The sequence below is a fragment of the Leeuwenhoekiella sp. ZYFB001 genome (assembly GCF_011784865.1).
Lineage (GTDB): Bacteria > Bacteroidota > Bacteroidia > Flavobacteriales > Flavobacteriaceae > Leeuwenhoekiella > Leeuwenhoekiella palythoae.
The window spans coordinates 298,596-324,592 of record NZ_CP050460.1 but is presented as its reverse complement, the minus strand read 5'-3'; the positions used below and the strand labels follow the sequence as shown (position 1 = coordinate 324,592).

Sequence of the window (25,997 nt, the reverse complement as noted above, 5' to 3'; positions counted from 1 at the left end):
TTATTCTGGTTTATGTGCTAAAAATGGATAATCTTCCTGCTCGTAAACGACATCATACATAACTTCTTTTTCTGGGAAGTCACTTTCTTCAGCAAATTTCTCACACTCGGCAACACGCTTTTTAACGCGCTTATCAATTGCCTTTAATTCTTCTTCTGTAGCGAATTCTTTCTCCAATAAGATATCCTTCACCTGAGTGATCGGATCGATCTTCTGGTATTCTGCTACCTCATCTTTTGTTCTATACTTTTGAGCATCACTCATTGAGTGTCCTCTATAACGATAGGTTTTTAATTCTAAGAACGTTGGCCCGTCTCCACGACGTGCTCTAGCGATCGCCTCGTCAAAAGCTTCTGCCACAGCCACCGGATTCATAGCGTCTACCGGTCCGCAAGGCATTTCATACCCAAGACCAAGTTTCCAGATATCCTCGTGGTTTGCCGTACGCTTTACTGAAGTTCCCATCGCATACCCGTTGTTTTCAACGCAAAACACCACCGGAAGTTTCCAGTTCATCGCCATATTAAACGTCTCGTGTAGCGAACCTTGACGTGCAGCACCATCTCCAAAAAAGGTTAAGGTTACTGCATCACGCTTAAAATATTTATCACCAAAGGCAAGACCGGCTCCTAGAGGAATCTGCCCCCCTACAATACCGTGACCTCCGTAAAAACGATGCTCTTTAGAAAAGATGTGCATAGAACCACCTAATCCCATAGAAGTACCTGTCTTCTTTCCGTAGAGTTCAGCCATAACGCGTTTAGGATCTTCTCCCATACCTATTGGCTGCACGTGGTTACGGTAAGCCGTAATCATCTTATCTTTTGTAAGATCCATTGCGTGAAGGGCTCCTGCAAGAATAGCCTCTTGACCATTATACAAATGCAAAAATCCTCTAACCTTTTGCTGAATATAAACTTGTGCCAGTTTATCTTCAAACTTGCGCCAGAAGGACATCTCTTCATACCAATTCAGGTATACCTCTTTTGTGATTTCTTTCATTAAATTATAGATTTATCTATACACTTTACTCACAGCGTGAGTTTTAGAACGAATTGAAAGCTTTGTTCAAATCGTTATTTTATTAAACATACCGAGATTTTTACCGGCATAATTTTACCGCCCAAAAAGACGGAGAACAAAAATAGTATATTCGGGACGAAGCGTGAAAATCTTTGAAGAAAAAATTGAATCGATTACACGTAGGTTTTGTGCAACTATCAAAGCCAGAACTTACAGGTATTCTTGGGTAAAAAGAAAGGGTAACAAATTGCTCAAAGAATCACTTTTAAAAATTTTACCACTAGCTCCCATAAAATAGATCACCACAGGTTGCTTCTGCTTGACTTCATATTCTGCAATAGCTTGACGGCACGCACCGCAAGGTGGTATGGGCGTAGTTGTAGGCTTGTGTTTTGCGGTAGCTGAGATCGCCATCACCTCTAGCGTTTCATCAGGGAAGTTAGCTCCTGCATAATAGATCGCTGTTCGCTCAGCGCAAAGACCTGAAGGATAAGCTGCATTTTCTTGATTACTCCCTTTGATAACTTTACCGTTTGAGAGCAACAAGGCCGCTCCTACGTGAAATTCTGAATACGGTGCGTAGGCCGAATCGCGTGCTTCAAAAGCAGCTTCCATCAATCGCTGAATCTCCTGAGGCAATTCTGAAAAATCTTCAAAAACCTCGAGTTCAGATTCGATTTTTATTTTTTTCATACTGAAATTTAGTATTCTATGTATTCATTACCAAAATTGAAGGTAATGCCAAAACGCAGTGTGTTTTCTAAAGGATTGCGCACTTGAGTTGTAGAGAATAAATAAGAAACATCGATGTCTATCGCCGAATATCTAAAGCCAAGTCCAAGCGTGGCGAACTTACGCGCTCCTTTTAAATCGCTTTCATTAAAATAACCTGCACGCAAAGCGAACGCATTATCGTATTTATATTCTGCACCCAAAGACCAGGTAACCTCTTTTATTTCTTCACTTATTCCATTAGGTGCATCGCCAAAAGACTGAAACATTCCTTCAAAAAAGCCTATAGCTTGATATTCTTCGGTGTCAGAACCATCAATCACGCCGTCCCCGTTAAAATCCTGCGGAGAAGGCACCAGTAGCTTATTAAATTCGAGCCCGACGCCAATTACATTGTATGCATCAAGAATAAAGTCAAAACCTCCGCCCAGCCTCATATTGGTGGGAATAAAATTTTCTTGACCCGCTTCGTCATACTTGATCTTAGGACCAATATTTGAAATATTGAATCCCGCACGCCAGCGCCCGTTAAAGTCGTCGTAACTTATTTCTTCAGATTGATAAAATCCCGCAATGTCAACACCAATAGAACTCGCCGCACTGGCATCTTCATCGTTGATCTGTAGTTTTAAATTACTGCGCAAATAGCGCCCTGCAACTGCCATTGAAAAGCGATCTCCCAAACGCAATGCATAAGAAACGTCAAGCGTAAATTCGTTCGGACTAAGAATAAGCGGATTTTCTAATTCGGCTTGAGAAGGATTACTGCTTTGAATAGACTCAATATCCCCGAGGCTAAAATAGCGCAAGCTACCTGCAAAAGCGCTTCGGTCGTTAATACGATTAAAATAAGTGATCTGACCCAAGAAGATATCATCAACGATCTGACTCAAATAAGGCGTGTAATTAAACCCAACCCCTTGCTGTTTTTCAATAAAAGCATACTTGGCAGGATTCCATTGTTGCGCATACGCATCAGGGCGTGTTGCCACCCCTTGATCTCCCATTCCTGCAGCACGCGCGTCTGCGGCTATGGCTAGAAAAGGAACTCCGGTAGTGATGGGGCGCCCTTCAACCTCTTGTGCACTTAAATTTTGAAGAACGGTAAAACAAAAGCCTAAAACAAGTAATGATCTATTCATTAAAAAAAGGGTCTTTTGACAAATATATAGATAAACCTTAGAGGATGACTAATTTCTCAAACTTTTCAACCTTCTTGTTCGTTAACGTAGATTTCACAGTAATCTTATATACATAAACCCCTTTTCCTATTTTTTGACCAAAATCATCCAGTCCGTCCCAGGTGATCTCTCTTGATAAGAAGCCCGTCGTGGTCACCACCTGATTGATCGTTTTAACCACTTTCCCTGAAATAGTAAAGATTTGCACCTGCACTTCTAGCGGCTCGTAAGGCCTGTTATGGTTAAACCAAAATTCAGTATAATTTACAAACGGATTAGGATAATTAAGCACACGCTCCAGCTTAAGCTCTTCATCTCCGGCGACCACAAATTGCAGATCAGCCGTAGATGAATTATTATACGTATCCCAAGCAATGACCGTAACTGTATGTAATCCCGGCTCAAGATCACGCAGCGTACGCAGCGCTTGCCCGATATTAAAATTATCTACGTCGCTCTCATAAAAATCATTGAGAATTATAGGGTTCTCTTCATCGTCGTCAAGAATGGCGATCAGATCGTGACCAATTCCGCCAGCGGTATTGATTCCGCTTAGATCCTCTAGTTTCACCAACAGTGTGGGCGAAGTATTTGTTATTCCTCCGCTCACAAAATTCTCATCATTCATATAAAGATTAATGATTGGCCCTTCGTTATCCTCTGTGGCATTCTCGTTTAAACCGCCCACTAAAATCTGTTCATTAGCTCCCGCTCGATCTTCTAAAACCCCGTCTCTTACACTGTAAAAATTCACGCGCCCATTACCTAAAGGAATCGCTGCATCTCTAGGAACCACAAATTCGAAATCAAACAAACCATCATCAACACTCGCCTGACCGCGATATAAAATAGCACCCAAAGTTTTAAAATCAAGAATCAACAAGTTACCATTAGCATCGGTGACACCATCATTACCCAACGTCTGCTGATTGATGTATTTATCATAAACGGTTGCCGAAAGTTTCCCGTTATAACCAGTGAGTAATTGCCCATTTTCGTCAACGACCTCTCCACTCATTTTCATTCGGCTTAAAGCCTTGAGCGTATCTACTTGCTGCGTAATGGGCGTGTCATTGATCGCCGTCAGGCGAATATCCGGTTTAGCAAACGCCAGTTTCATCGCGGGATCACCAATAAAGAAAATAACCCGACGGTTGTCATCATTGATTTGATTTTTAGTTTCCCGAAGATTTTCAGCAACACTTTTAATGGTATTAGTTCCGAAGGAAAAAAGATTAGACGCTAGGGATTCATTAAACAAAACTCCCAAGCGCACCGAAATTTCTCGCGTGGTCGCCACCAGACCGACCGCCCCGCCTTGATCATTCCAAAACAATTCTTCTCCTGCTGCCACCCGATTAGGATTATCAAAACGCGTAAACTCACAAGTCACCGTCACAATCAATGGCAGCCGTTCACCGTTAGCCAGATTTTGCGCATTTTCACGCGTAAATATAAATTCTGAAGCCAGTGTGTTTTCACCCCCGTGCCCCAAATAGGTCATTACCAAAGCACCTGATTCTAAAGCATCAATAATAGCTTCGTTGACTTCAGGATAGCGATCTCCACCTGCAGAGGATTGCTGTTGGTAACTATCTGCGTGAATCTTCTTGACGTTAATAAATGGCTTTTCTTGTTGAATTTGATCGCCCAGAGCATCAATAGTGGATTGCAATTCTTCAAACTCCCAAGGCTGATCTACATCATCAGAAACCAACACAAAATTGTTTCGCCAGCGACCAAAAGAAGCCCTTTCGTCATAGCTTATAATTTTATCAACCGCTGTCTTAGCAAGCATCGGCGTATCGGCAAGAATTCGCCCCACTGCTATATCCAGACGATCTGAACCACCACTCCCGGCCGGACTGTTGTTTTCAATCACACCTTCTGTTGCATCCATAGCCCCAAAATAATCATCACTCATATAGGATTGCGATTGCGAAAAACTATAATAGGTGTTAAAAGTAGGCACCATATTATTATTGCGATCTAGCCGATCTTTGTAGTCAAAAGAAGTATCCCCAAACAAACAGAGGTACTTCAACCTGTTTTCAGCCGATGACGCATTGGCATAAACATAACGCACCAAATTGCGAATCGCACCAATATCTTGCTTCCCGGAGCTGAACTCGTTGTAAATTTCATCTAAGGCAACAACTTTTACACGCAAGCCACGATACAGCCTGTTGTGATTTGCCAATCGTTCAGCTTGAGAACGCAGCAGATCATTAGTAATTATCAGGTAATCAACATCCTCAAAACTCCCCGAAGATTGAAAAATAGTTCCTTTTAAATCTTGATTGGCTACGGAAGTATTCTCGGGGTCAATAAGCGGTTCAAAATAATCATCAGGATGAATCGCTACATATTTTTTAGCCGCATTCAAATACGTCTGAAACGTCAAAGTCGCCAAAGCTTCACTATTATCCACTACGCGCACTGTGGATTGATCGGTAATTTCCCAAACTTCAGCAAACCCTGAAGCATTTTGCAATTGATATCGCCCTATTTCATTTGAAACTTCAGGAGCAATCCCATTAAATTTTAGTTGACCTCCGGTTCCTGATAAATTACGAGTAGCTCCAATCCCAACAAAATCCAGATAACCTTCGCTTGAAGGATTTCCGCTATTGTTATATTCTAACTGAACACTAATATTATCTCCCGCAGTAGTAACCGCAGGATTCGCAGCCGGATAGGCATAACTATCATAAAAAGCCTCCCGAGCTAATACAGATTCGTTGATTGGCAAAATATTCAAGTTCGCCACAGGCTGATTGTTTACACGCACCGCAAAAGAGGTTGACGATTCTGAAATTGCGGCTGTATATACCCGTAAATCCATAGGTGCATCAACAACGCGATTGGGGAAATTAAATTCGAAATCCTGCAGATTTTCAACATCAAACCGCCTTGCAAACCATCGCCTGCCTAGATTTAAAAGATTATACTCATCCCGCTCGTAAAATTGGTAGTCCCTAAAAGTTGAGATGGTTCTCGTTGCTGCGGTTGTCGGCTCTACTAAGGACTGTACGCGGAGTCCGGAAGTTCCATCAGCAGTAATAAAGTAATACGAGCGATCATCGTATGCATTGACGTGAGTTAAACTTTCTGCATTAAACTGCCGCGTCCCTTCCCCATAAAATAAAATATAATCTTCACGATCAAAGCTTCCATCCTCACCACCCACTACTTTAATCGCAAGTTCTTGTGGGTCAAAAACTGTATTATCTTCATTTTTGAGCGGAAGCATCGCACCACCATCCCCGTAAATTTTTAATGCCTGCGGATTGATCGTACGAGGGTTGAATCCCAAACGCTGCAAAAAATCATAATCCACCTTAAAAACCCCGGTAGTATCTACATAAAACTTATAAAAAGTCCCCGATCGTAAAATAGAGTTACTGCGTTGCGGATTTTTATGCTGTGTTGAAATAGTACTGCGGTTGCGATCATAAGCGATAGTGAACCGCTTCACCCTTTTCACGACTCCATTTTGCTGAATGATAGGCGCAAAACTATACTCAAAATACCGAGTTCCGCGAGCTCCTGAGAACTGAACTTGTAAGTCGTGCGATTCCGGAACTTGCTCTAAACGCAGCTGCTTTAGTGCTGACAGAGAAAGTGTCTCGTAAACAACACGCTCTAACCTTACAGATTTCAGATCAAAAGTTTCATTGGTTTTCCATTTGTCTGCGTATCGTACACCAGACGGTGCAGCATACACAAAATGTTCTGGCGCAAAACCGGGTACTTGATGCGGTTTTGCACTAAAAGAAACATTCACTGCATCTTGCCAAGAAATCTCATGAGTTTTTTCTTGCCCAAAAAACACCTCAGTATTCAGCACACTTAAAAGGACAAAAAACAGGAAAAATTTTAAGTAGTTATTCTGCATGCAATCGCGTTCTTAAAACTAACATAAACCTTTTAAATCAGACTACTATACTAAACGCTTGTGATTTTCGTTAATAGCCTTGTAAACCCCAATGAATCATAAAGATTAAGCATTTGCAAAAATGAATTATTTATTGCAATTTGGGCACTTTATAGTATATTGCAGTCCCAAATCTTCTTAAGAATTTACACATATGAATAGGAATCTTGTGTTTAGAACGCTTGTTTTTGGCCTTTCGACGATACTTTTCGTTAGCTGTGGCCGCAACGGCAAAGACTACAAAAACAGTTCCCGTGCCACCGGTTGGAGTATCAATGACCGCGATGGAGGCTTTCAGGCCAATACAGATTACAAAGAGCAAGAGGCTGCACCAGGTCTTATTTTTATTGAAGGTGGAACATTTACCATGGGTCGTGTTCAAGACGACGTAATGCACGATTGGAACAACACCCCTACACAACAGCACGTACAATCTTTTTACATGGATGAAACTGAGGTTACTAACCTTATGTATCTTGAATATCTAGATTATCTTAAACGTGTTTTCCCACCCGAAGAAGCAAACTACAGAAACATTTATTACGGTGCATTGCCAGATACTTTAGTATGGCGTAACCGATTAGGTTTTAACGAAACTATGACCGAGAACTACCTAAGACATCCTGCTTATGCGCGATATCCGGTAGTAGGTGTAAGTTGGATTCAAGCTGTTGAATTCAGTACTTGGAGAACCAACCGTTACAACGAGTATGTTTTAGAGCAAGAAGGTTTTACGCAAAAAGGAGCAAAATATAATGTAGATGCACAATCTACTTTTGACACAGACACCTACTTACAGGCGCCTAGCTTAACTTATGGTGGTCAAGATGACGTAATCAGAGGTGGAAAAGCTTCAGCGCAGCGCGAAAAGAACAATACTCCTCGTGCTAACCCGAACAATCCGGGCGCAGGAACAGAGGCGAAAGATATTTATGTTCAAATGAAAGATGGTATTATTTCAACTACAAAATACCGTCTTCCAACCGAAGCTGAATGGGAATATGCCGCATTAGGTCTTGTAGGCTTAAGAGAGTACAATGTGTACCGCGGTAGAAAAAAATATCCTTGGGATGGTGCTTACACACGCTCTGGAAACCGCAAAACACGCGGTGATCAATTAGCCAACTTTAAGCAAGGCGATGGTGACTACGGCGGAATTGCAGGATGGTCTGACGACAATGCTGATATTACTGCTGAAATTAAGTCATATGAACCTAACGATTTTGGGCTTTATGATATGGCCGGAAACGTTTCGGAATGGGTTGCCGATGTGTACAGACCTATTGTTGACGATGAGTATAATGACTTTAACTACTATCGTGGTAACGTGTATACTAAAAACGCGATCAACGAAGATGGCACCGTAAAGATCCTTACTACTGAAGACATCGTTTACGACACTTTAGAAAATGGAAAGATCGTAGCTCGCAATCTTCCGGGAGAAATTTTACAGGTTCCTGTTGATGATGAAGAAACGTATTTAAGAACCCAGTTTTCTGAAAGCGACAACCGAAACTTTAGAGATGGTGACAAACAATCATCAAGATATTACCAGAGTTTCTCAGACACAGAGTCTGACAATGATCGTATGTATGACTCTCCGGTAAACCGTATTTCTGCGGGAGAAGAAGGGATGGTTAAAGAATATGATAAACAAAACGATCGTACTACCCTTGTAGATGACGAAGTTCGAGTTTATAAAGGAGGCTCTTGGAGAGACCGAGAATATTGGTTAGACCCGGCGCAGCGTAGATATTTACCACAAACAATGGCTACAGACGATATTGGATTTAGAAACGCGATGTCTCGCGTAGGCTCAAAATCTACAAAGAATAAAAGTCCGCGTAACTAAATAAAGTACTAATCTTATTTAAACGCCCTAAGTTCACTAGCTTTGGGCGTTTTTTTATTCCTGCATATGACTATTCAAGAGATTCATCACTTATTCCTGAAAAGCGACGGAATAAGCACCGATACCAGAGCGATTCGTAAGAACACACTTTTTTTCGCCCTCAAAGGCGCCAATTTTAATGGAAACACCTTTGCTGATCAAGCTTTAGCCTCCGGCGCATCTTATGCAATTGTTGATGAAGAAGCATTCGACACCGGTGATAAGACCATTTTGGTAACCGATGTTTTAAAAACGCTTCAGGAACTGGCTTACACCCATAGAAAATATTTAGACATTCCCATTCTGGCACTTACCGGAAGTAACGGAAAAACCACCACCAAGGAACTAATTAATAAAGTCCTTTCTAAAAAATTTAATACGACAGCCACGCAGGGCAACCTCAACAACCATATAGGCGTACCGCTCACCCTCCTATCTATGACTAAAAACACCGAAATAGGTATTGTAGAAATGGGCGCTAATCACATTGGTGAAATTGCAGAACTCGCAGCAATTGCAGCTCCAGATTTTGGATACATCACTAATTTTGGAAAGGCGCATTTAGAAGGTTTTGGTAGTGTTGAAGGTGTAATTCAGGGAAAGAGCGAACTTTATGAATATCTCATAGCACATAAAGGCACGTTGTTTTTAAATCTGGATGATCCTATTCAGGCAAAAAAAGTAAAAAGCACGCACAGTTTTTGCTTCAGCGCATTTGAAGACGCCGATACAAAAATCGTCTATCAAGAAGCGCAGCCCTTTGCCAATTTTGAATTTGATGCTTTGCACGTGCAAAGCAATCTGATGGGCCAATACAACACCATCAACTTGGCCGCAGCTGCAACTATTGGGATGTTCTTCAAAATTGATAAAACAGCTATTAAAGAAGCTCTGGAATCTTATATACCCACAAATAACAGGTCGCAGATCATCAATAAAGGCAAGCAAACCATCATACTTGATGCCTATAATGCCAACCCTACCAGTATGGCTGCGGCGCTTCAGAATTTTTCAGCCTTAAAGGGAGCGAATAAAATCGCCTTTCTTGGTGATATGTTTGAATTGGGAGATACCGCGCACGAAGAGCATCAGATCGTAGCAGACACCTGTGCAAACCTTAATATTGATTATACCGTATTTTTAGGAAAGAATTTCCGTAAAGTAAAAACGTCGGGATATAAGTACGAAAATCTTGAAGCCCTTGAAAAGTCTGGATTTCCAGAGGTTTTGCAGGATAAATTAAAAGAAGCTACAATCCTCATAAAAGGTTCCCGCGGAATGAAGCTAGAAGGTTTATTAGACCTATTAGAAAGCAACAATTAGTAATTTTAAAGTAATCAGCATTTACTGAACAATTTCTCAATTAGCAGAATATCTCTGAGGGAAGTTTATAAGGTATTGACGGGATATACTTTAATTTAGATACAATGCTTTTACCAGATACCCTTTGGCACCAATAAAAATGAGCCTATAAAGTCCCCTATTCTTTATAAGCCCATTTTAAATCTAAATCCAACAAGATTTTTTTGTAATTATAAAAGCATCAATTTAAAATGACCTGTAATTACAAATGCAATATACTTGTGATATCTTATATTGAAAATACCCGATAGCGGGTATTTTTGGCAAATACAATGCATAAAAAAAGCTTAAGTCTATAAACCTAAGCTTTCAAGTGGGACATATTGGATTCGAACCAATGACTTCCACGTTGTCGACGTGACACTCTAAACCAACTGAGTTAATGTCCCGGAAAATGCCGCAAATCTAATGTAGTTTTGACAAATATCAAATAAAATAAGACAAGCTTATAAAAATAAAAAATTGTCATATTTTAACGCTTAAATTCGTTTTTTGATAATTTCAAGTAACGCTTTTATTACAATAATCAATACTTCACACAAACCATACACTATGTCACTTATTAAGAGAACAACTTTTTACAACAGATTTTTTCTGTTACTAGTACTGACCACCTTTGCCATCTCCTGTGGTGAAAAGAAAAAATCTGATTCAGAGACCACTCAAACCACAACCGAAACTGAGGAAGCATCTAATTTTGGCGGACTCGCTTTATACACGCTGAGAGATGCGATGGGCCAAGACCCAAAAGGAACTTTACAAACCGTTGCTGAAGATGGCTATGCTTATGTTGAAGCTGCAGGATACGAAGATGGAATGTTCTACGGAATGACACCAGAGGCTTTTAAAAGCTTTTTAGACAGCATCAACATCACTCCTATGAGCACGCATCAAGGATCGGTTAGTTTAGAGAATGCTGATCAAATGATCGCTGATGTTAAGGCAGCCGGATTCAAGTATTTTGTAGTACCGGTTCCGCCAATGGGAATGTTCACTTTTGATGCCGAGTCTCAAACTCTAGGCATGGAAGGTACTCCTAAAGAACTTGCAGATATTTTAACCACGTTAGGTAAAAAATGCAAAGAGCAAGGTCTTACCCTACTGTACCACAATCACGATTTTGAATATAAAGAAAATGCAGAAGGTATTATCCCTATTGATTATTTGCTCGAAAACACTGACCCTGAGCTAGTGAATTTTCAGATGGATCTTTATTGGGTAACCAAGGCCGGTGCTGACCCTGTAGCGTATTTTGAGAAGTATCCGGGTCGTTTTAAACTATGGCACGTTAAGGATATGGATGATCAAGGGCGCTTTGCTCCGGTAGGGGAAGGCAGTATTGACTTAGCTAGAATTTTAGCCAATAAGGAAAAATCAGGGATGGAATACTATTTTGTAGAACAAGATCAAACCTTCAATCACGAGCCGCTAGAAGCGATCAAAATCAGCCACAAGGCTTTAGGAGAACTTGGTTTTGAATAGATCATAAGCAACACTTAAAGAAAAAACCTGCTTTCGCGAGCAGGTTTTTTTATTTTAATTCCGCCAGAATCCCAAAAACAAGTTCTCAAAGCAAATCCCAACGTCGTATTAGTTTAGAGCGCAACCAAAAACAAAAAGGCTTCACATTTCTGTGAAGCCTTGTCTTTGCTAGTAGCGGGAACTGGACTCGAACCAGTGACCTTCGGGTTATGAGTGTTTTACCGCATAACATCAACAATATACAATAACATTGATAACCAATTATTTAACCTACTTTTAATAATATATGCAACCAAATAATATCAATTAAAAGCATAAAATGTTGTACCTATGTTGTACCTGTTTTTATTATCTTTATAATCTAAAGCAATTATTATGGCAACAGTTAAAGCAGTACTCCGCAAGAAAAAAAATCCGGAAGGTTGTTATCCGATAGCTATCAGGATCACCAAAGACAGAAAAAGTTCCTATTTGGGAACCGGGCAACATATTGAGGAAAAGCATTGGGATGAAAAAAATAGATGTATTAGAAAGTCCCACCCCAATGCCAACATCATCAATAACTTTTTAATTACTAAAATTGCTGAGGCAAATAAAAAAGTCTTAGAAGCTGAAAATAACGAAGATTATCAAACCGTCAATGCGATCAAGAAAAAAATTAGGCAAAACAAAAAAATTAATTTCTTTGCCGTGGCAGATATGCATCTTGAAAACTTAAAGAATAGGGAAAAGCATCACCAATACGATACTGAGCTAGGTCGTCTTAAAAAGTTTAAGAGTTTTCTCAGAAAAAATGAGTTATCGTTTAATGAGCTTAATGTCCCACTTCTCAAAAAATTCGAGACCTACTTGCTTCATGATAAAAAACGTTCGCCGAGAACGGTAGTGAACTATCTGATTCTAATACGAACTATTTACAACCTCGCCATATCTGAATCTTTAGTTGACCGGGGCAGATATCCATTCGGAAAAGGGAAAGTGCAGATAAGAATCCCTGAATCACAAAAGATTGGACTGAACCGCAAAGAAATTCAGAAATTAGAAAATGCCACAGACTTAACCGAGGCTCAACAGAACGCAGTTCACGTATGGCTCATTAGTTTTTATTTCGCTGGGATAAGGGTTGGCGATGTTTTAAAATTAAAATGGTCTGACTTTAATGATGGCAGGTTAGTTTATCGTATGAACAAAAACAGTAAATTGGTTACGCTTAAAACACCCGACAAGGCGAGTGCAATACTTAATAGATATCGAGAGAAATATAGTCTTGATAACGATTTAATTTTTCATTACCTTAAAGATATCGATTTAGACGATTCGCAGAAGGTCTCTGTAAGAACACAGACCATAACGCGAAACCTAAACAGACACTTGAAAAAAGTTGCTACAAAACTGGGCATAACCAAAAAGATGAGTATGCACATTGCAAGACATAGTTTTGGTAATATCTCAGGCGATAAAATCCCTATTCAAATGCTCCAAAAACTTTACCGTCATTCATCCATCACTACAACTATAAATTACCAAGCAAACTTTATTCACAAAGATGCGGATAAGGCATTGGATAGTGTAATCAACTTTTAAGCTTTACCCGCCAAGCATTTTTTTTGCACAACCTGTGCATCGATTAATTTGTATCTTTGTCAAACTTTATGAAAATATTTTTTTCCATATCAATGTCAATTTTATTCTTTTTTCAGGGAATTAGCATTGATATGGACTTTTGTGGACCAATTAAAGAAATTTCAAACGTTATTACCCATTATCAAGACCATAAAGTTTATGGCGACTCTTTCCTTGAATATGTAGTTGAAGATTACATCGATAATGATTCAAAAAATGAAGGGCATCATAACGATCAGGATAAGGAGAATATGCCAGTCCATTCCCATCATCAATGTTGTCATCCTGTATTATTAATAGCTAACAACAATATACCTCTATTCAATCGATTAAAGATTGAAAATGAAAAACAGAACAACTTCTATAAAATCAACTTCCATTCCAGATATCTGGAAGCGCTTTTCCAACCCCCTCAAGTATAATTCAGTTATTTTAAGGATAGCTATGTCCTAACTTGGTGCTTTTTTAAAGTAAGCATTACATCATAAACGCATTGCATCTATTCGCATTGCGCAGTTTAAACTGAATTAATACTTTTTCTATGATTAACAAAATCATTTCATTTTCCATTAATAATAAATTTATTATTGGGCTACTTACCTTAGCGCTTATAGGTACGGGTATCTGGTCCATGTCTACCGTAAACCTGGGATCGGTACCAGATATTACTAACAATCAAGTCCAGGTTATTACCCAATCCCCTAATCTGGCTACAGAAGATATAGAACAGTTTGTAACATATCCTGTAGAACTTTCTATGGGTAATTTACCCGGGGTTACCGAAATACGATCTGTTTCCCGGTTTGGACTTTCAGTAGTTACCATTGTTTTTGAAGACGACATGGGCATTTACAAACCCCGTCAACTTGTCCAGGAAAAACTGAACGAAGTTAGGGACCAAATACCTGAAAAATTTGGAAGTCCCGCTATGGGGCCCATTACTACAGGTTTGGGTGAGATTTATCAATATACGATAAAGCCCCAAAAAGAGTATGACACTGTTTATTCCCCTACGGAATTGCGTACCATCCAGGATTGGATCGTAAAGCGTCAAATGACCCTCGTCGAAGGTGTAGTAGAGGTAAATTCATTTGGGGGCTCTATAAAACAATATGAAATTGCCATTAATCCCGAAAAACTGAATGCGTTAAACGTTTCTATTTCCCAAGTCTTCGATGCCCTGCAAAAAAATAATGTTAATACAGGCGGTGCATATATAGAAAAAAATAATATGGCCAATTTTATCCGTGGTGAGGGTTTAATCAGGTCACTAGATGATATAAAATCTATTGTTATCAAGAATGAAAATGGAGTACCTGTAACAATTGGAGATGCAGCTGAAGAGGTCCAGTTTGGTAGCCAGGTACGCTATGGTGCTTTTACCCAGGACGGCCGTGAAGCTGTTGGCGGTATGGTGCTCATGTTGAAAGGTGCAAATCCTAATAAAGTAATTGCAAATGTTCAGGATCGTATGGAGACGGTAGAACAATCTTTGCCTGAAGGTTTATCAATAGAACCCTTCCTTGACAGAAGTGTTTTAATTGAAAGAACTACGAGTACCGTGACCCAGAATCTTCTGGAAGGTGCTTTAATCGTGATTTTTGCCCTGGTGATACTATTAGGTAGCTTAAGAGGTGGACTTATAACAGCGACTACCATTCCTTTATCACTTCTTTTTGCTTTTATATTAATGAAGCAATTTAATGTCTGGGCCAATCTAATGAGTTTGGGAGCTATTGACTTTGGAATTATTATAGACGGTGCTGTGATCATCATTGAGGGTACGGTATATGAAATACAAAAACGGATGCGTTCCGGCAAAATAAAATTTAATAAGGCTAAAATGGATGAAGTAGCCTATGATGCCGGAAGTACGATGATGGGTTCCGCCTTTTTTGGACAAATTATCATTCTTATCGTATTTGCGCCCATTCTTTTTCTAACGGGGGTAGAAGGGAAAATGTTTCGGCCAATGGCATTTACTTTTGGTTTTGCCATGATAGGTGCTATTTTCTTATGCCTTACCTATGTCCCTATGATGTCTGCTTTATTTATGAAACCAATTCAGAATAAAAAGAACTGGTTTGGAAAGTTTGAACGCTGGCTGGAAAAAGTTAGTGATAAAATTATTGGAGGGATTCAAAAAGGATACATGCCTTTATTAAAAGGAGCTTTAAGATTGAAGTTCATAGTATTGGGGTCTGCGGTTGTCTCACTTATAGTAGCCGGTTTTATCTTTTCCAGAATGGGAGGGGAATTTGTCCCTCAACTTGATGAAGGGGATATCGCCATGCAGGCGTTAATCAGGCCTGGAAGTGGGTTGAGTGAAACAATCGATGTTTCCACAAAAATAGAAGATATCCTTCTTGAGAATTTCCCGGAAGTAGAAACCGCCGTAGCGAGGATTGGGGTTGCCGATATCCCTACTGATCCAATGCCTATGGATATTGCCGATATGTTTATTGTATTAGAGAAGGATATGGATAATTGGACTTCGGCAAGTTCTAAAGAGGAATTGATAGAAAAGATCAAAGAGAAACTTAATGAAGAACTTACGGGAGTCAACCTGGTTTTTAGCCAGCCTGTAGAGCTTCGTTTTAATGAACTGCTTACCGGGGTCAGGGAAGATGTTGCGGTAAAATTATATGGCGAAGATTTAGACCTTCTTGCTGAAAAAGCTGATAAAATGGCTGAAATAATACAGACTATACCGGGCGTAGGAGATGTGAACCCTGAACGAACATCTGGTCTTCCACAAATGACGGTGCGGTTTAATCGTAAAAAAATTGCGCAATATGGATTGGACATTGAAAAGATTAACGATTATATAAGTGCAGCTTTTGCCGGAGGAACGGCCGGAGTGATCTTTGAAGGGGAAAAGCGGTTTGATATGGTAATACGTTTTGATGAGGCGCACCGCCAAAGCATTGATGATTTACGTACCCTCTATATAGATCTGCCGGATGGAACCCAGGTTCCGATTAAGGAAGTAGCTGATATTAGTTATGTACCGGGTCCTATGCAAATTTCCAGGGATAACACCTTTAGAAGAACCTATGTGGGAGTTAATGCCCGCGGGAGGGATGTGGAATCTGTGGTAAATGACATCCAGCAAAAATTGGATGAAGAGTTAGATTTACCTCCAGGATATTACATTACTTATGGTGGGGAGTTTGAAAACCTTCAAAGAGCAAAAGGGCGTTTACAAATAGTAGTGCCCATCGCTCTATTTCTGATATTCGTGCTTCTGTACTTTGCACTCCAATCTTTTTCCCAATCAATTATGATCTATATAGCCATTCCACTGGCGGCTATTGGAGGAATATTTGCTCTTTGGTTAAGAGATATGCCGTTTAGTATTTCAGCTGGTGTAGGCTTCATTGTATTGTTTGGGGTTGCCGTTTTAAACGGGCTGGTGCTTATTAACAGGTTTAATTCCTTAAAAGAAGAAGGGGTAACCAGTATAAAAGATAGAATTTTTACAGGAACCAAAGAACGAATACGTCCCATTATGTTAACAGCAACAACAGATATTTTCGGTTTTTTACCAATGGCATTTTCCACATCTGCCGGTGCAGAAGTTCAACAACCACTTGCTACAGTTGTTATAGGTGGTATGCTTACGGCTACCTTACTTACGCTGGTGGTTCTTCCTGTCCTTTATACATTTGTAGAGAAGAGACGAGAGAAAAAGGAACAGAACAAGCTTGGTTCTTCCAATTCACGATCTTTAGCCACAATTTTGATAATTGGCTTTGTTTTAGGCGGAACCTTTTCCGTAAATGCACAATCTGATGCAATGTCATCTGAATATTCACAACAGGATTCTTTACAAACTATTAGTTTGGAAGAGGCTAAAGAAATGGCAATCCAAAACTTTCCACAATTAAAAGCTGCCCAACTTGAAATTGAAAGTGAGGAAGTATTGCGTAAAACCGCCTATGATTTTGGGAATACCCAAATCTTTACAGGAAAAGAAGAAGTAGGAAATGGCTCTGATGGGATCTATACCCAAATTGGTGTTCAACAACAAGGCATAGATGTTTTTGGAATAGCTCCCCGTTTGAAATTACAGAAAGAAAGGGTGGCCCTTGCTGAAAATGCTTTAGAACTAAATACCTTAGAAGTGGAACGTGAAGTAAGCAGGGCCTGGGCTTCAGTTTATACAAGTAAAAAGAGGTATCGGGTATATAAGAAAATGGATTCAATTTTTGAAGACATTGAAAGAGCAGCACGAATCAGGTATGAAACAGAAGCTACCTCTAAACTGGAGTATCTTGCTACTTCAAATCAGGGGAATGAGGTTAAAATACAGCTGGAACAATCGTACCGAGATTACCTGAAATCAATACAGCGTTTAAACCTATGGTTCGTTAGTGACACAATCTATGATGTACCAGATTTGCCTGTTGAAACTTTAGACGAACCTTTAAACTTTCTGGTAGAGTCGCTTGAAAATCATCCGTTGCTACAGGTTTCGGAACAAAGGATAGATGTTGCCAAAGCGGTTACCAGAGAACGAAAATCTGAATTTTTGCCCAAATTTCAGGGTCAGTACGGTAGGCAGGAAATAGCCGGGCAATCGGGTTTCTTCCAATATCAAATAGGAATTCAAATTCCGCTGTTTTTTGGGCCGGAATTAGGCCGTACACAGGAAGCACAAGTAAATAGACAGATTGCAGAGCAAAACTTTTATCAGGATAAAATCGAACTGGAAACCGCCTATAAAAATATGCGTGAAGACTACATCAAATGGAGAAACTCATGGAATTATTATAGGGATGAAGCACTTCCGCTGGCCAAAGAGCAACAAGGTGGATCAGTGCTGGCCTTTAAGGAAGGCGCTATCGATTATGTGACATTTCTCCAAAATATAAGAGATGCCATTAGAATCGAGGTAAATGCCTGGAGTGCTTTTAACGATTATCTCGACAGCCGCTACCAACTGGAATATTACCTTAAGAATTCAAATTAAAAATTAAAATAAGAAAATCGATATGAATACAAGATCAATAAATATTCTAATGCTTGCCTTAACGCTCAGCATATTCTTTGGATGTAAAGAAAATCCTGCGGCAGGGGAAGATGCTTCCAGTGAAACTGCAACTACTAATACCGAAGAAGGTGAAAATCACGGTGAGGAAGGAGATGAAGAACACGGTGAAGAAGAAGGTGGGATGCGTTCGGTACATCTTTCAGAAATGAAATTCAATAGTCTGGGGATTAAAGTAGATACCTTGCCTAAAAAAGCTTTGTCGGGTATTGTGGAAGCCAATGGCCAGTTAGAAGTGCCGCCACAATATGAAGCTACCGTTACGGCAATTTTAGGCGGTAATATAACTTCTATAAAGGTTATTGAGGGGGATAAGGTAAATAAAGGTCAGGTGTTGGCTTATCTTTCTCACCCAAATTTAACCAGAATGCAGTCTGATTATATTAATGCATATAGTAGGATGCAATTTTTGGAAAAGGAATTTGAAAGACAGAAACGTTTATATGAAGCAGAGGTAGGATCTGGAAAATCTTTTCAACAAACCCAATCAGATTACCAGTCTGTACAAGGTGAAGTGCGGGGGTACGAATCGCAATTGCGCCAGTTAAACCTAAATGCTTCCCAGGTTAGAGACGGTGAATTATATGAATATATTCCGGTAGTAAGCCCAATTGGAGGTTATATTGAAAAAGTACTGGTACAGGTAGGACAATATGTAGACCCTCAGACCAGTATGTTTATGGTAGTTGATACTGAACATGTTCATGCCGATCTAATGGTTTTTGAAAAAGATATTTATAAGGTGAAAGAAGGCCAAAAGATTGCGTTTACACTGGAATCGGTTCCAGGCAGTAATTTAACCGGGGAAATTTATTCAGTGGGGAAACAATTTGAACAAAACCCCAAAGCGGTTCATGTACATGCAGAAATCGATAATAAAGAAGATTTTCTAATTCCGGGGATGTATATAAACGGAAAAATCAGGACCGGTGAAGAAGCTGTTCCTGCCTTACCGGAAGAAGCAATAATTGAAGAAGAAGGAAATCCCTACATCTTTACGGCCCAAAAACACCAGGAAGATGGTGAAACCGAATGGGAATTGAAACCAGTGCAGGTTAGAACGGGAATAAATGAAGATGGTTGGGTTGAAATTAAACTGCTGGAGCCTCTGCCTGAAGGTACGTTGGTTGCCTATAATAATGCCTATTATCTGGTTTCTGAAATGCAGAAAAGCCAGACTTCCCATGGTCATTAAATTAAAAAAATTAGATGGATGGACTCTCTGTTAAATGTTTGTCTTAATTAAAATTCCAGAGGGTTCATCCTTAATACTAAAATTAATATTACAGCAATGAAAGAAATAAAAGCATTTATAAAACCGAAACGAGTTCAAAAAGTGATAGAATCCCTTAGTGAAAGTGGATTCAAAAGTATGACGCTTTCCCAGGGGGAAGGTACCGGGGCTTTTAAAGCAAAAGGCGCATCACCTTCTTTAGATTTCCGTGTAACAGACAGTCCGGTTGTAAAGTTAGAACTGGTATGTCAAAACGAAGAAGCACAATCAGCAATAGATATTATCCTTGAGAATGCAAAAACAACTGAACCCGGTGACGGAATAATTTATCTTTCCGATATTGAAGATGCCTTCCAGATAAAAACCGGGGAATCCATAAAGCGTTACGACCCCTAAATACTTTTATAGCAAATGGAAAAAATAGTAAAAAAGTTGGAAAGCAAAGGCATCCGCCCTACGGCAATGCGCTTGATGACCTATAGACGGCTGGCACAACTGAATGTGGCCGTTAGCTTAGGCGACCTTGGAAAGGATTTCGAAAGCTCGGAAAGGAGTACGCTTTTCCGTACTATGAAGACATTTGAAGAAAAAGGAATCGTGCATCAAATTGAGGATGGCACCGGCATCATTAAATATGCCCTGTGCGAAGACAATTGTGAATGCGAGGTTGGCAACGACCTTCACTTACATTTTCATTGCAATAGTTGCGGGGAAACCGTGTGCCTTACAGAGCACAAAATCCCTCAGATAAACCTGCCCGAAGGCTATGTGGCAGAGGATATCAATCTGGTGGCCAAGGGAGTCTGTGAGAAATGTAGCAATGACTTGGATTAAGTTTTTTGATTTAAAAAATTGGAACAATGATGAAAATTTATAAGAAAGAAAGCAAGGTATATATGGTAGCTCAAAATAGATTGGATGCTACCGATTATGACAATTTGATATCTCAATTAAAAAACCATATACAGGCAAACCATAAAGTGTACTGGTATATTGAAATGGAAAATTTTGAGGGGTGGACCGCAAGTGCGTATTGGAAGGGCATTGAACTGAAACTTCCGAATGAAGAACGCGTTAAAAAGGTTGCATTGGTGGGAAATACAAAATGGAAGGAACAGTTTACGGAAGTTTTGATTCCCTTTACAAGGACACATATTAAATTCTTTAGCCCTGAAGAAAAAGATTTGGCCAAGGAATGGATGGAGAAAGGAAATCATTAAAAAAGTTAAATAAATTTAAACAGAAAGATTATGATGGACGACTGATATTTTGGGGGAATGCACTGGATATGGTGGGGGCTTTGGATAATCCTTATCTTTTGGATATTCTTAATTCCTTATCCCACCCCGGGACAAAACAGACGGAAGGATAAGGCTATGGAAGCCCTGAGAGATCGATACGCCCGGGACGAGATAAGCGATGAGGAATTTGAACAAAAGAAGAAAGTCCTTCAGGATAAGAAGAAGTAGTTATAAGGCACAGGCATCGAAAGCGATGGCACCTATGGTATATAAAAGAAGGTAAAAATGAAAAAACGGAAAGTATTTGTTTTTATATTCATTGGATTAGCCCTTGGCTTATTTATAATACAGCCCCTGGCTATTTCACTCCACATGTATGACATGCAGGGAGATAATGGCGAATGGTGGAAATCTCTGCTTGCTTCATATCAGCAGGAATTTAGAGTATGGGATTTGGATCAAGCCATAATCAAATTGCTATTTGGACTGCTGGGCATTGCCTTGTCGCTTATGTTTATGGTCAGGCAAAGAATATTTCAATTGACCGGAAGAAAAGATAAGCTGGAGGAGATCAGAGAGCTGATTGCGGCAGGAGAAAACCAGCAAGTAGAATTTAAATCTACCTTGAGATGGGATTTGAGGCAGTTTAAACCGAATAAGGCTTTGGAAGACGTAATAGCAAAAACAATTGCCGGGTTTATGAACACCCAAGGAGGGCATTTAATTATCGGAATTGATGATGAAGGTAGTATTCTGGGGCTGGAACAGGATTATGGTACTTTAAAAAAACCTGGCAAGGACGGGTTTGAGCAATATATAATGCAATTGGTGTCCCTCAAGTTGGGTACCCATTTTTGCACTTTGGTTAAAGTGTCTTTTCACCAATTTGAAGAAAAGGATATCTGTTATGTAAGGGTTCACAAATCACAAAAACCTGTGTATTTGAATTTGGGCGATCGTTCGCATTTCTTTATCAGAACAGGGAACGGAACCCGCGAGTTGGATATGCCCGAGGCGTTGGAATATATGGAAACATACTTAAACTAAACAATATGGGATTTTTAAAACATTTATTAAGAGGAAATTATGGTCATCATTCCAACAAGCATCAACGTAAAAATAATGACCCAAGATTTAATGAACCCAAGGTTGTTGTGAGATGTACAAAATGCGGCAAAGACAATCCTGAAAATGCTTCTTTTTGTCAACATTATGGCGAGCCTTTAGGTAAAGTAAAATGCATAAGTTGTCAAGAACCAATACCTATGGATGCAAAATTTTGTTCTAAATGTGGCAATGAAGTATAGTTTACATTATGAGAATAAGCAAACAACTTATTGAACGGACTTAAATAATTTTTAAATATGCTCTTAAATAAGCGGATATCAATTTTTGACTTCTTGAAAACCATAAAATTTGACCTGATATTTATCGGTAGTTATTCAATTCTGGTTGGCTATATGGACCAATATGGTTTTTTGTCAAAAATCTCTATTCCAATTGCAATAACCGGCGTTTTTGGTACTGCGGTGGCTCTACTTTTGGGTTTTCGAACCAATCAAGCCTATGAACGGTGGTGGGAAGCCCGTATTATTTGGGGGGCTATTGTCAATGATTCCAGAACACTGGTCAGGCAGTGTGTGTCTTTTTTTGCAAGGGATCAAGGAGGCTATCAAAAGATGGTGAAAGAGATGACCGATCGTCAGGTAATCTGGTGCTATGCCCTAGGGGAATCGTTGAGGAAACTACCCTTTTCCACTCGGGTTAAGGTATACTCAGAATCCTATGGGATTAAAGCATTTAATATTCCTAATGCTTTATTGTCACAACACTCTGAAACTTTGTTAAAGGCAAAAGAAATTGGTATGGTCAATGATTTTCAGCAGGTACAGATAGACAGTACTATAGCCAGGTTATGTGATTCAATGGGCAAATGCGAACGTATAAAAAATACTGTCTTCCCCAAAGCACACAGCTTATTGATTCATTTGATCATCTACGTTTTTGCTACAATGTTGCCTTTTGGATTGGACGATAAAAATATAGCAGTTGAAATCGCTATAACATTTATTATACCAGTCATTTTCATTGCCATTGAAAAAACATCCATACTCATGCAGGATCCCTTTGAAAACGACCCTTTGGATACACCCATGACTGATTTGGCCGAAACGATAGAAATAAACATTAAACAAATGATAGGTGAAACAGATGTTCCTGTAAAGAAAGAGCCAACAGATTATTATATTTTATAATACAAGATGAATACAATGGATTTTCAAACTGAAATAACACTGATACCGAGATTATTTGTCGCTCTTTTACTAGGTGTCCTGATAGGACTCGATAGGGAAATTGACGGAAATGCGGCAGGAATTAGAACGTATGCAGCCGTTTGCCTTGGGGCCGCATTAATTACAATAATCAATACTCATATTGAAGTAACTGACCAAACCCGCATTGTCGCCAATATTGTTTCCGGTATTGGGTTCCTTGGTGCAGGAATTATTTTTAGGGATAGCGCGAAAAATTTAATTTCCGGTTTGACTACCGCAGCTACAATTTGGGCCACTGCCGCGGTTGGTATATCAATTGGGTTTGGTATGTACCTCATTGGAAGTGTTACATCCGCTTTTCTTATTCTATTATTGGTTTCACATCATTTCCCTTTTTTGAAAAAACATAAAATAAACAACACCTAAAATGAAAAAATTACAACTGAAAATTCCGGTACTGTTACCTCAGGTGCCAAATGAAAAAGACACTTGTGTGCAAAGGCTCATTGCTGAATTAGAGGCCAAAGAGGGTCTTGAAAAAGTACATATAGTAGATGATCAGGAAGATACGGTGCCGCAACTGTGCTTTCATTATGATCCGGACATTATCTCTATTGACCGAATTCAATCTTTGGCGGAAAATGCCGGGGCAGAAATTACAGAAAAATATGGTCATCTTCTTTTAGAGGTTGAGGGGATTAGACATACAAGGCACGCTCGTTCCATCGAGAAAAGCCTTTTGGCAATCAATGGAGTTTTGGAAGTTTCCGTTTCAGGCTCTGGAATGGTACGACTTGAATTTGATAAAAAGCAAACGAATTTTGATGAAATAAGTAAACAAATTGAAAAAGAATACCTTCAGATTCAGCGGAGTTCTTCAAACGAAAATGATTACACCAAAGCATCCAAAAAACAGGAGCGTTCAAAGAAGGAAGATACTAAAGAACAAACTTCCACAGAGGGGCACGAGCACAAAGAGGGCGAGACCCACGAGGAAGGAGAAGGGCACGCCCACGGTGGGATTTTCGGTAAAAATACGGAGCTTATTTTTTCTATTATCTGCGGCGCCCTTCTCGGGATAGGTTTCGGACTTTCCTATGTTGCATCCATCCCAGATTGGGTCAGTCTTACTTTATACATAGGTGCTTACTTTTTTGGGGGTTACTTTACGGCAAAAGAGGCCATACAGACCGTTGCCAAAGGTGGTTTTGAAATCGATTTTTTAATGTTGGTGGCCGCCATAGGTGCCGCTGTTCTGGGAGAATGGGCCGAAGGTGCACTCTTGCTGTTCCTGTTCAGCCTTGGCCACGCCCTGGAACACTATGCAATGAACAAGGCCCGAAAGTCCATAGCGGCCCTTGCCGATCTCGCACCAAAAACAGCTTTGCTCAAAAAAGATGGCAAAACCGAAGAGGTGGGTATCGAAAAATTGGGTATAGGCGATATTATCGTGGTCAAGCCGAACAGTAAAATATCTGCCGATGGCGTTGTGGTCAACGGAAAAAGCAGTGTCAACCAAGCTCCGATTACCGGGGAAAGTGTACCGGTAGATAAAGTTCCCGTAGAAGATGTTGACAAGGATTATTCGGCGCAAGATGATATCAAGGATGAAAACCGCGTTTTTGCCGGAACGATCAATGGGAACAATACTTTGGAAATTAAAGTGATCAAAGCAGCCAAAGATTCAACGCTTTCCCGATTGGTGAAACTGGTTAACGAGGCCCAGACCCAAAAATCACCTACCCAGTTGCTCACCGATAAATTTGAAAAATATTTTGTGCCGTCCGTCCTTATTTTGGTCGGGATTCTTTTGTTCGCTTTTTTAGTTATTGACGAACCCTTTAGCGCGAGCTTTTACCGGGCAATGGCGGTACTGGTAGCTGCAAGTCCCTGTGCGTTGGCAATCTCGACCCCAAGTGCTGTATTGAGTGGAGTGGCCAGAGCTGCCCGTGGCGGGGTATTAATTAAAGGAGGGCGCCCTCTGGAGGACCTGGGGGTTATTACCGCCCTCGCCTTTGATAAAACCGGAACTCTAACGGAAGGAAAGCCAAAACTTACCCAAGTGGTGCCACTTGGAAATATATCTGAAAACGAACTTCTCAAAATAGCAGTAGCTGTGGAAAGTTTGAGTGATCACCCCCTGGCCAAAGCTGTAGTTCGTGATGGAAAAGAGCGTCTGGAAGGCGAGGAAATCCCAAATGCCTCTAATTTGGAGGCAGTTCTGGGTAAAGGGATTAAAGCATCGTTTGGCAATGATAAAATCTATATAGGTAACCTCGACCTGTACGAAGGGCTTGATGAGAGTACACCTTCCGAAAAAATAGCTACGAAAGTGCGTGGTCTTGAAGGTGGTGGAAATACAACAATGCTTATACGAAAAAATGAAGAATATATAGGCATCATTGCATTAATGGATACCCCTCGTGAAGCCGCCAAGGGAACCCTCAAAAAATTAAAAGAAATCGGCATTAAACGAATGATCATGCTTACCGGAGATAACCAGAAGGTAGCAGACGCTGTAGCAGAAGAAATAGGATTGACCGATGCCTGGGGGAGCCTATTGCCGGAAGAAAAAGTGGATGCTATAAAAGAATTAAAAGAAAAGGAATCCAAGGTGGCAATGGTGGGCGATGGCGTTAATGATGCCCCTGCCATGGCAAACAGCACTGTAGGCATAGCTATGGGTGCTGCGGGAAGTGATGTAGCCTTGGAAACGGCGGATATTGCGCTAATGGCCGATAAGTTGGAAACCCTGCCCTTTGCCATAGGCTTAAGCAGGAAGGCAAAGGCGATTATCAGGCAAAACCTTTGGGTTAGCCTTGGTATTGTGGCCCTGCTTATACCTTCAACCATATTCGGCTTGGCAAATATTGGAGTGGCTGTAGTAATCCATGAAGGTTCGACGCTTCTGGTGGTTTTTAATGCGTTAAGGCTTTTGGCTTATAAAAAAGATTAGATCCGG

Annotated in this window: 20 protein-coding genes and 1 tRNA gene; 16 read left to right on the top strand and 5 right to left on the bottom strand. The window is 40.1% G+C overall.

All coding sequences use genetic code 11. The features are described from left to right. The 4 genes from pdhA to porU form a co-directional block, all read right to left on the bottom strand. Positions 1-1,002, bottom strand: coding sequence for a pyruvate dehydrogenase (acetyl-transferring) E1 component subunit alpha (gene pdhA, locus HCN54_RS01305; RefSeq protein WP_072984187.1), 1,002 nt, complete (start codon positions 1,000-1,002; stop codon positions 1-3). A 231-nt stretch (positions 1,003-1,233) separates the two neighbouring features. Continuing rightward, entirely contained in the window at positions 1,234-1,716 is a 483-nt protein-coding gene (cdd, locus tag HCN54_RS01300; RefSeq protein ID WP_167596230.1) for a cytidine deaminase, read from the bottom strand. Between the two features lie 8 nt (positions 1,717-1,724). Then, the gene (porV, locus tag HCN54_RS01295; protein ID WP_167596229.1) at positions 1,725-2,897 is read right to left on the bottom strand and encodes a type IX secretion system outer membrane channel protein PorV; all 1,173 of its coding nucleotides are present in this window, start codon (positions 2,895-2,897) and stop codon (positions 1,725-1,727) included. A gap of 37 nt (positions 2,898-2,934) precedes the next feature. Further along, positions 2,935-6,834 (bottom strand): type IX secretion system sortase PorU, encoded by a 3,900-nt coding sequence (gene porU, locus HCN54_RS01290; RefSeq protein WP_167596228.1) that lies wholly within the window; start codon positions 6,832-6,834, stop codon positions 2,935-2,937. A 193-nt stretch (positions 6,835-7,027) separates the two neighbouring features. Here porU and gldJ point away from each other — a divergent pair, with 193 nt between their 5' ends. Both gldJ and HCN54_RS01280 read left to right on the top strand, forming a co-directional pair. After that, positions 7,028-8,725, top strand: coding sequence for a gliding motility lipoprotein GldJ (gldJ, locus tag HCN54_RS01285; RefSeq protein WP_072984195.1), 1,698 nt, complete (start codon positions 7,028-7,030; stop codon positions 8,723-8,725). Positions 8,726-8,767: 42 nt separating this feature from the next. Continuing rightward, positions 8,768-10,087: a UDP-N-acetylmuramoyl-tripeptide--D-alanyl-D-alanine ligase gene (locus tag HCN54_RS01280; RefSeq protein ID WP_317171990.1), complete on the top strand. Its 1,320-nt coding sequence runs from the start codon at positions 8,768-8,770 to the stop codon at positions 10,085-10,087. 353 nt (positions 10,088-10,440) lie between these two features. Here HCN54_RS01280 and HCN54_RS01275 read toward each other — a convergent pair. Beyond that, positions 10,441-10,515 (bottom strand) — tRNA-Val (locus tag HCN54_RS01275). Positions 10,516-10,678: 163 nt separating this feature from the next. On the opposite strand from HCN54_RS01275, the gene HCN54_RS01270 reads away from it, so the two are divergent. From HCN54_RS01270 to HCN54_RS01205, 14 genes are all read left to right on the top strand, one after another. Further along, entirely contained in the window at positions 10,679-11,608 is a 930-nt protein-coding gene (locus HCN54_RS01270; RefSeq protein WP_167596227.1) for a sugar phosphate isomerase/epimerase family protein, read from the top strand. Positions 11,609-11,983: 375 nt separating this feature from the next. Then, positions 11,984-13,192, top strand: a complete 1,209-nt coding sequence (locus HCN54_RS01265) for a site-specific integrase (RefSeq protein ID WP_008610523.1) — start codon at positions 11,984-11,986, stop codon at positions 13,190-13,192. Between the two features lie 68 nt (positions 13,193-13,260). After that, positions 13,261-13,653 (top strand): hypothetical protein, encoded by a 393-nt coding sequence (locus tag HCN54_RS01260; protein ID WP_225597729.1) that lies wholly within the window; start codon positions 13,261-13,263, stop codon positions 13,651-13,653. A gap of 119 nt (positions 13,654-13,772) precedes the next feature. Continuing rightward, positions 13,773-18,206: a CusA/CzcA family heavy metal efflux RND transporter gene (locus tag HCN54_RS01255; RefSeq protein WP_167596226.1), complete on the top strand. Its 4,434-nt coding sequence runs from the start codon at positions 13,773-13,775 to the stop codon at positions 18,204-18,206. Positions 18,207-18,228: 22 nt separating this feature from the next. Continuing rightward, a complete protein-coding gene (locus HCN54_RS01250; RefSeq protein ID WP_008613764.1) occupies positions 18,229-19,479 on the top strand; it encodes an efflux RND transporter periplasmic adaptor subunit in 1,251 nt (416 codons plus the stop codon). Between the two features lie 96 nt (positions 19,480-19,575). Then, positions 19,576-19,914 (top strand): P-II family nitrogen regulator, encoded by a 339-nt coding sequence (locus HCN54_RS01245; RefSeq protein ID WP_008613762.1) that lies wholly within the window; start codon positions 19,576-19,578, stop codon positions 19,912-19,914. 15 nt (positions 19,915-19,929) lie between these two features. Next, positions 19,930-20,352 carry a Fur family transcriptional regulator gene (locus HCN54_RS01240; protein WP_008613756.1) on the top strand — a complete coding sequence of 141 codons (423 nt, stop codon included), beginning with the start codon at positions 19,930-19,932 and terminating at the stop codon, positions 20,350-20,352. 26 nt (positions 20,353-20,378) lie between these two features. Then, entirely contained in the window at positions 20,379-20,738 is a 360-nt protein-coding gene (locus HCN54_RS01235) for an STAS/SEC14 domain-containing protein (RefSeq protein WP_009778857.1), read from the top strand. Positions 20,739-20,795: 57 nt separating this feature from the next. Further along, positions 20,796-20,987, top strand: coding sequence for an SHOCT domain-containing protein (locus tag HCN54_RS17550; protein WP_041250021.1), 192 nt, complete (start codon positions 20,796-20,798; stop codon positions 20,985-20,987). A gap of 57 nt (positions 20,988-21,044) precedes the next feature. Continuing rightward, entirely contained in the window at positions 21,045-21,806 is a 762-nt protein-coding gene (locus HCN54_RS01225; RefSeq protein ID WP_009778859.1) for a helix-turn-helix domain-containing protein, read from the top strand. A 5-nt stretch (positions 21,807-21,811) separates the two neighbouring features. Continuing rightward, entirely contained in the window at positions 21,812-22,066 is a 255-nt protein-coding gene (locus HCN54_RS01220) for a zinc ribbon domain-containing protein (RefSeq protein ID WP_008613749.1), read from the top strand. Between the two features lie 57 nt (positions 22,067-22,123). After that, positions 22,124-23,014, top strand: a complete 891-nt coding sequence (locus tag HCN54_RS01215; RefSeq protein WP_008613747.1) for a bestrophin family protein — start codon at positions 22,124-22,126, stop codon at positions 23,012-23,014. Between the two features lie 15 nt (positions 23,015-23,029). Continuing rightward, positions 23,030-23,461 (top strand): MgtC/SapB family protein, encoded by a 432-nt coding sequence (locus HCN54_RS01210; protein WP_228249894.1) that lies wholly within the window; start codon positions 23,030-23,032, stop codon positions 23,459-23,461. Position 23,462: 1 nt separating this feature from the next. Then, positions 23,463-25,991 carry a heavy metal translocating P-type ATPase gene (locus tag HCN54_RS01205; protein WP_093026604.1) on the top strand — a complete coding sequence of 843 codons (2,529 nt, stop codon included), beginning with the start codon at positions 23,463-23,465 and terminating at the stop codon, positions 25,989-25,991. Positions 25,992-25,997 lie beyond the last annotated feature (6 nt).